This is a genomic window from Ligilactobacillus agilis DSM 20509 (assembly GCF_001436215.1).
GTDB lineage: Bacteria > Bacillota > Bacilli > Lactobacillales > Lactobacillaceae > Ligilactobacillus > Ligilactobacillus agilis.
In genome coordinates this window covers 1-228 of sequence record NZ_AYYP01000048.1, presented here as the reverse complement: position 1 = coordinate 228, position 228 = coordinate 1, and the positions used below count along the sequence as shown (strand labels likewise).

Genomic DNA, 228 nt, shown 5'->3' with positions numbered 1-228 from the left:
CCGTAACTTTTGATACTTAGCTCGTTTACGCATCACTGTCTTACCGTCAAAGAAGGAAGTTTGACCTTGTTCGTCATAAGTAGTAGCTAAAAAGCGTAAACCACGATCAATGCCAACAACGTGTTTTACAGTTTGGTTATCAAAATCAGCTACAGTTTTAGTAGCCGAGATATGTAAATACCACTTACCACCAGTTTTAAGTAATTTAGCTAAGCCAAACTTCCAAGT

At 37.7% G+C, this 228-nt stretch carries 1 pseudogene; it reads right to left on the bottom strand.

The features are described from left to right. A pseudogene (locus tag FC14_RS06080) lies at positions 1-228 on the bottom strand (RNA-guided endonuclease TnpB family protein); the annotation flags it as partial.